A 7070-nucleotide genomic window follows, 5' to 3' on the forward strand; every position below is an offset into this window, starting at 1 on the left:
CGGGCGCGGGGCCCGGCGCCCCCGGTGTTCGCGCCGGTGGTGCGCGCCCAACAGCGCCACGATGTCCTGGGCGAGCGCGACCCTGCGCCTTCCCGCCTCGGTCTTGGGTTCGCCCACGACGTCCTGACCTGCACTGTTTTTTACCAGGTTATGCCGCACCGTGAGTTCCTGGGCGTCCAGGTCCACGTCGCCCCACTGCAGGGCGAGCAGCTCGCCGCGGCGCATCCCGGTGTGCAGCGCGAGGGCGAACAGCGGGTGGAGCCGGTGCCCCCGGGCAGCCTCCAGGAAGTGCGCGGCCTGCTCGGGGGTCCAGACCGTCAGTTCCGGCCGCAGCACGCGCGGCTTGCGAACGTGCTGCGCGACGTTGCCGGGGACGAGTTGCCAGCGCACCGCCTGCTGCAGCGCCATCCGGAGCACATGCAGGACCCGCCCCGCCAGGCGCGGACCGGACTCCGTCTGGAGGTGGCCGACCAGGTCTTCTATGTCCAGGACCGTGAGCTGTCCCAGGGGCCGGGTCCCCAGGCCGAGCAGAACATGCTCCAGGGACTGCACGTAGCCCCGCCAGGTGGATGGCCGGACATCGCGCGCTTTGGAGTCCACCCAGCGCAGCAGCAGGGCGTGCAGGGAGCCGGGGGGGCCCCCGGTGGGAGCGCGGGAGGGCGGGCCGTCCTGGGACGGGCCTCGCCCTGTCCCTGAGGCAGGGAGCGGATCACCGGCAACAGCACCCGCTCGGGCTCGCCCACCGTACGGTAGCTGAGCGGCTTGCGCTGCTGCTCGCCTGTCACCGGATCCACGGCAGTGGCCAGACTCCGGTCCCCCACCATCTGCCCCTTCCACACCACGGGATGCACGGTGTCCTCGCCACTCCGTCTGCGAGTCGTCATGAGCGTGGACAGGCCAGAGGAGCCGCAGGTCGGCCTGACCCAGCAGCCAACCGGGAGCGACACCCCAGGCCTGTCTCCCTCGGGCATTCGCTTCAGCGTGGCTGATTGATCAGAATGATCTCGTCCGTGTCCGCGTCCATCGCGCAGCCATACTTCTCTGCGCCCCCATCCACCTGAACGCCCGCCGCATAGGCCCCGTCCAACTCGGTCGAGCGTGCGGACGTCACTTCCCCGTCCGTGTGCTGCCGAACCAGGTTCATGCACGCCGTCTCGAAGGTGGACCGTGACGTGTACCCGGAGGACGCTCCGGCAGCGTCCTCGGCATCCAACTCGGCATCGATCCGTCTTCGCTCGGCCTCGGCGCGCCGCTCCTCGGCCGCACGTTCCAGCGCGGCCGCGGCGTCCTCGCGCTGCTGCTGGGCGACCCGCGCGCGTTCTTCGGCCCGCAACTGCTGGCGCGTGCTGTTGAATCCCCAGAGGCTGCCGACCAGCAAGATGACCCCCATCTCGAGCAATCGGGGCCGCCTGCCCATTCCCTGAGGCGTGAAGGCGATCCCCAACGCCACGGCAGCGAGCAGCAGCAGGAAGCCGACCCAGTACGTCAGGACCAGGCTCAGGACGAACAGGCCCAATACGACGAGCCCCACCGTCTTCCACTTGTTGCGGGGAGGCTTGGAGCTGTTCGGCGTGGCGGGGCTGGACATACACCCCTTGTAGCCGCATGCCTCTGAAAGAACCGTCAGGGGACTTCGACCGTCGCTCCTTTCCGTGAGGTGAACCGGGCCGAACGTAGCGAATGTGCGTCGAGCACGCGTGCGTTCGTCTTGTAGGGTAAGAACCGTCATGAAGCCTATTGCCCTGCTGCTGCTGTCCCTGAGTTCCGCCGCGAGTGCCGCGCCACTGCTGGGGACCACAGGTTCGTTCTTCGAGAGCAGTTTCTGCCGTCAGTACCGGTGCAGTCTCAGTTCCCGCGAGCCGCTGGGCGCTGGCGTGGTCGATTTCCGGTACACGCTCGCCCCGGAGCACCCCACACGGCCGGGCGCGATCCCGGAAGCCGGGCCCACCCTGTCGGTGATCCGGGTGAACAACGTGGTGATGTCGGTGGGCTTCGAGTCGGGAGCCCAGGACGGCCTCCTCTACCCGGGGTCCTACCTCACGCCGCTGCTGTCCAGAGCCATGACCTTTGCAGCGGGGACCACCGTCTCGGAGGCCGCCCTGCGCCGCCTTGAGGAGCGTTGTGGTCAGGCCGACGGCGCAGAAGTCAAGGCGGCAGTGGGCCGCTTCACCCTGTCCTGCGTCAATTCCTACGGCGAGTACACCAACGCCCGCCGGGTCGCGTTCCGGCTTTACCGCTGAGACGCCGCACGCTCCCGGTCTCACAAGCGCCGCCGAGACGGAGATGGCCTCCGACCCGGAGCCACCGCACATAAGTCATTTGGACTTGAATGCGGACCCTAACGCGTCCGGCCGGGCTACTCCCTCCATCATCCGCACACCCAACACCCACTGGCTGAGACATGAGACGGTACCCGGGCCTAACCCATCTTCGAAGATTCGCCATTTCTTCTGGCGACTGCCATCAGAGGTTGCACAGCAAAGCAAAAATTACCCGAATGGGTAACGTTCGTACATGTACGAACAGATCAGTCGCTCAGGGCTTCACGGACTGCGTCAGGCATCTTCGCCAACCAGCGGTCGACTGCTTTTCTGGCTGCTGGCTGAAGGTTGTTCAGAAAACGGGCACTCCCCAATACGCGAGCAACCTGAAGGGCGTCTGGCATGGGCGCTTCTTCGTGGCTTCGACCCAGTCGCCTGATCTCCTTCTGGATTTCCCGACGGGTGGCACCACCCTGAGCAAGTGCCACGAGGGCAGCGTGATGCTCCTCGGGAGCACCAACAATAATCCGACCAAGAGTAAATGGCAGACCTGCCCGAACTGCTTCCAACACCACGGACGGCCATTTCAGGATGCGCAGTTTGTTCTTCGTGAATGACTGCCACGTTTCGCCCAGTGCCGTAAAGACTGCTTCCAGTGTCGCGTGATCCTGGCCTGGTTCCTCCCGGAGCAGTTGCATCAGGCGTGCGCGAGCATCCTCACGTGGAAGGCGGAGGACAGACGCCACCAAGTCAAGCTTGGCATCAACCTCGTCCACCGTGTTGAGGTCCTCGCGCTGCAGATTTTCCAGCAGGGCTGCTACCCGGGCTTGCTGGTCGTCGAGGTGACGGATAATAACCGGCACCTCTGCCAAGCCTGCAAGCTGCGCTGCGCGCCAGCGACGTTCCCCCGCGACAATCTCATGGCCCCCCTGCACAGGGCGCACCAGCAGGGGCTGAAGGACACCCTGGGCACGGATGCTGGCCGCAAGACTCTCCAGGCCCGCATTGTCGAAGGCACGGCGAGGTTGAGCCGTACCGGACCGGAGTCTGTCCACTGGCAATGTCTGCTCCACTACAGGCGCTTTGACCAGGTCAGCCGTCTGTCCGAGGAGTTCGTCCAAGCCTTCGCGGCGGGGAGGGCGTTTGCGGGTCACGCGGGCACCGCCAGACCCAGGACGCTCGCCACCTCACGTGTGACACGCTGCACGTCCTGATGGACGGGTGATCCCGGCGCGTATACGCCGACAGGCTGCCCGGCCATACTCGAGTCCAGCCAGACAGCAGCGCGTTCCGGAATCGGTTCGGCTAAGGGGGAAAGATGCCGGCGCAGGTCCTCCAGAACCTCCCGATCATGTGAGCGCCGGACGTCATATAGCGTGGGAACATATAACGCCACCGTGAGATCAGGACGAAGACGACGGTACAGACTGGTCGCCTTGTGAAGACCAGGCAGCGCATCCAGGCCCTTGGTACGCACGGGGATGGGAACAATCAGGCAGTCTGCCGCCGCTGCGCCCAGGATGGCCAGCTGTCCAAGGCTGGGGGGACTGTCGATCAGGACGACATCGTAATGCATCCGGACCGCTTCCAGCGCCTGCCGGAGGAAGAGTTGAGAGCCGGGAACGCCGAGCATTCCGGTTTCAGCCAGGGCCAGATCCACTTGGGAGGGCACCACGTGCATGCCATGCACCTCCACCGGCTGAGGGAGGGGAGCACCCTCGGTCGCCAGGGAGTACACCGTGCTGGAAAGCTGCACCCGCCGCACACCGAGCCAGCTGCTGAGGTTGGCCTGTGGGTCGAGGTCGATCAGAAGGACGCGGTGTCCGGCCTGACTCAGCTCGTAGCCGACGTCACGCGTCAGGCTGGTCTTCCCGGCGCCGCCCGCATGGTTGAAGATCGTGGCGGTGATCACGCGTGCACGATACCGCCTGGAGAAACGCGAGAAAGCGAAGGGACAAATTGTCCCAGTGACACACCCGTTGTTTTCCCGCCAGCCTCGGTGACACACCTGTTGTTTTCCCTGCGACCCCCGGTGACACACCCGTTGAATTGGCTGGGTTCACCCGGTGACACACTGGTGGTTTTGAGCCAGAGCCGAGTGACACACCTGTTGCATCTCCGGTGACACACTGGTTGCACCTGGGTGACACACCCGTTGCAAAAAAGTATGCTCCGGTGACACACTGGTTGCGTTTTCCGGTATACACGGTGACATACTGGTTGCATCTCCGGTGACACACTGGTTGCATCGTCGGAGTTTTTCCCGTCCTGCACGTTCTACGCCCTGATGCTCTGATGATGACATTCATTCATTTCTTTTCTTCTTTTTTCAATCAGTAACGGTAGAATCATCATCAAGCCCTTGAAGATCCTGCCTCGCCACCACGATGACCTGAACCTCTCCCGCCTCAACCTGATCGTGGCACTCGACCAGGTTGAGATGCAGGAGTGGAATGTGACCTACGAGCTGGGCGGCCGTATTGTGCGGATCAGCTGCGAAGCGGGTGTGAAATATGCCGTTCCACATGGGCTGGATAGCGACGTAAGTGCGGCTCTGATCAACCTGTACATCGACGAGGGTATGCCTGAGGACGGCCGCATTATGGTGGCTGCTACCGCCCTGCTGAAGTTATGTGGCTGGCATAAGTCCGGCAAATATCTCGGTCTGCTGCGTCAGTGTCTGGAGCGGCTTCATCAAGCGAACTACACCGTTTCCGGTGGTTGGCGCGACCATCCCAATCGCCGCTGGACACACGCCAAGTTCCATTTCATCGAATCGCTCAACTTCACCACGCTCGATGCAACAGGCCACTTCGACGAGCGCTCCATGATCATCGTTCGTCTGGCCGACGATGTCGTCGCCAGCATTCGCAGCGGCTACGTGAAGCCGCTCGATTCGGAATTCATGTCCTCGCTCTCCCGGCCACGGACCCGGGTCCTGTACCGGGTCTTGGACGCCGCCCGGATCAACCCGGAGGACCCGGAGCGTCAGGTAGACACCTTGACCTTCCCTGTGCTGTCCTGGGGGGATCAGTGCAAGATCCCCAGTGATGGTCAGGCGTGGCGCGTGATCCGGGCGTTGAGTGCGCCCCACCAGGAGCTGATCAAGCGGGGCTACCTGGCGGAGGTCGTGCTGACTGGACGGGGCAAAGACCAGACGGTCCGGTACGAATTCGCCCGGGACTTCACCCAGGTCGACCCAGCCTTGATGCGAAAATTTCGCGAGTACGGAGTCGCAGACGGCATGGTCCGCAAGCTGGTCCGGGAACACGGTGAAGCGTTTCTTTCAGATACGGTGACGCGCTTCACGGCCCTGTTGACCTCCGGTGTTCTGGTGGTGCGCAAAACCAAGGCGGCCGCTCTCATGCACCTGATCCAGCACCCGGACGATTACCCGTATCCTGCCGCGCCCGCTACGTCAGCGGTCAAGGCGCAGCGTGAGGTCATGGAACCTCTGCTGACCGAGCCGAGTCTCGAGGAAGATTTTGCCGGTCTGTCGCCCGAACGTGCGGCGGAACGCCTGATTCGCAGACTCGACCTTCATTACAAGAAGCTGTTGAAAGCTGCCGACTACGACCTGCTGCGTTTTCAGGTTCAGAATAGTCAGGTCGCGCCGGCAGAGGTGCTGAGAGCCGGGATCGCGGCCGTGGCCGCAGGACAACGGGAGCAATTCATAGTGGAGTTGAGACAAGCCGCCAGCCAATGAAGTCGTCGAGAGTAGTTGCCAAGCACTCCGGAAGTCCGTTGTGATGAGGTACCTCCCAAGCAGTCTCTCCCATACGCTCAAGCTTGGTCCAAAGGACAGAACCGGGGGAGGGGAGAGGACCATGACAACGCCACCTGTCATGGTGTTTGCTACGTTGGGGCCGTGATTGACGTTCAGGCCGACTGGTCCGGGGGCATCGAGGCACTGGTGGAAGAAGCCAACCTCTGGCTTGCCCGCCTGCTACCCGCAGACCGGGCCTTGCGGCCCAAGGATGAGGTCAATCCCCGGCTGGTGCGTCACTACACCACCCAGGGGCTGCTGCCGGCTCCGCGGCGGGAAGGGCGGGACGCCCGGTATGGCCGGCTCCACCTCGTGGCTCTGCTGGCCCTGCGCCGCCTGATGGCCGACGGACTGAGCGGCAGGGCGTTGACCGCGGCTCTGGTTGGGCAGGATGAGGCCGGTCTGGAGCAGCTGGCCCTGGAAGGCATCGTGGCTGCGGACGTTGGGCCAGTCAGTGACGATGACAACGAGGCGCTGCGCTACCTGCGCCAGCTCTCCGTCATGGGCGTCTCAAGACCCGCACGGGTCTCCAGACTCAGCGCACCCGCACCGGTCCCCGCCGCACTTCCGGATTTCGTGCCGGGTTCCCAGAAGAAGGTGAGCCAGACGACCCGCGTGGTGGTGCGCCCTGATCTGGAACTGCAGATTGGCCAGGACTTCGAGTGGCCGGAAACGGAACCGGAGTGGCGCGCCCTGCTGGGGGAACTCGGCGCGACGCTGCGTGACGTGCAGGGGGAGCAGGACTGAGCGTCATGGGTTGNACCGGAGTGGCGCGCCCTGCTGGGGGAACTCGGCGCGACGCTGCGTGACGTGCAGGGGGAGCAGGACTGAGCGTCATGGGTTGACACAGTGGCGAGAGAAGATCAGGCAGACGGGGACGACGACCGTCTGAATTGTTGACAACTAAAGTTGTTCATGTATTATCTTCGTACGGACGAACACCGTCTGCAGCGCTCTCAATCACCGCCTGACTGTGTGGCGGTGGACGCCTCACTCCCTGCCTGGAGACCCGCCATGACTGACCTGCACCCTCAAGCGCCCCG

Annotated in this window: 7 protein-coding genes; 3 read left to right on the forward strand and 4 right to left on the reverse strand. The window is 64.0% G+C overall.

Annotated elements, in window-relative coordinates; translation table 11 throughout:
* Window positions 1-552, reverse strand: a 552-nt coding sequence (locus tag QOL99_RS13565; protein WP_285524590.1) for a tyrosine-type recombinase/integrase, incomplete at its 3' end; no start/stop codon positions are given.
* A gap of 424 nt (window positions 553-976) precedes the next feature.
* Window positions 977-1588: a hypothetical protein gene (locus QOL99_RS13570; protein ID WP_285524592.1), complete on the reverse strand. Its 612-nt coding sequence runs from the start codon at window positions 1586-1588 to the stop codon at window positions 977-979.
* Window positions 1589-1727: 139 nt separating this feature from the next.
* Between QOL99_RS13570 and QOL99_RS13575 the strand changes: the two genes are divergently transcribed.
* Window positions 1728-2240 (forward strand): hypothetical protein, encoded by a 513-nt coding sequence (locus tag QOL99_RS13575; protein ID WP_285524594.1) that lies wholly within the window; start codon window positions 1728-1730, stop codon window positions 2238-2240.
* 287 nt (window positions 2241-2527) lie between these two features.
* Here the strand turns inward: QOL99_RS13575 and QOL99_RS13580 are convergent, their stop codons facing one another.
* On the reverse strand, window positions 2528-3415 hold the full coding sequence (locus QOL99_RS13580; protein WP_285524596.1) for a ParB/RepB/Spo0J family partition protein: 888 nt from the start codon (window positions 3413-3415) through the stop codon (window positions 2528-2530).
* Entirely contained in the window at window positions 3412-4173 is a 762-nt protein-coding gene (locus QOL99_RS13585) for a ParA family protein (protein WP_285524598.1), read from the reverse strand. Before QOL99_RS13585 ends, QOL99_RS13580 begins: the two co-directional genes overlap by 4 nt.
* Window positions 4174-4623: 450 nt before the next feature.
* Here QOL99_RS13585 and QOL99_RS13590 point away from each other — a divergent pair, with 450 nt between their 5' ends.
* Both QOL99_RS13590 and QOL99_RS13595 read left to right on the forward strand, forming a co-directional pair.
* Window positions 4624-5967 (forward strand): replication initiator protein A, encoded by a 1344-nt coding sequence (locus QOL99_RS13590; protein ID WP_285524599.1) that lies wholly within the window; start codon window positions 4624-4626, stop codon window positions 5965-5967.
* Between the two features lie 162 nt (window positions 5968-6129).
* A complete protein-coding gene (locus QOL99_RS13595; protein ID WP_285524601.1) occupies window positions 6130-6774 on the forward strand; it encodes a MerR family transcriptional regulator in 645 nt (214 codons plus the stop codon).
* The last annotated feature ends 296 nt before the right edge of the window (window positions 6775-7070 follow it).

Origin of the sequence: Deinococcus rhizophilus, assembly GCF_030271215.1 — a bacterium.
Lineage (GTDB): Bacteria > Deinococcota > Deinococci > Deinococcales > Deinococcaceae > Deinococcus > Deinococcus rhizophilus.

Excerpts from the sequence above, each read along its gene's own strand:
- QOL99_RS13570 (WP_285524592.1), bottom strand. The coding sequence starts at position 1,588 with ATGTCCAGCCCCGCCACGCCGAACAGCTCCAAGCCTCCCCGCAACAAG.
- QOL99_RS13575 (WP_285524594.1), top strand. The coding sequence starts at position 1,728 with ATGAAGCCTATTGCCCTGCTGCTGCTGTCCCTGAGTTCCGCCGCGAGT.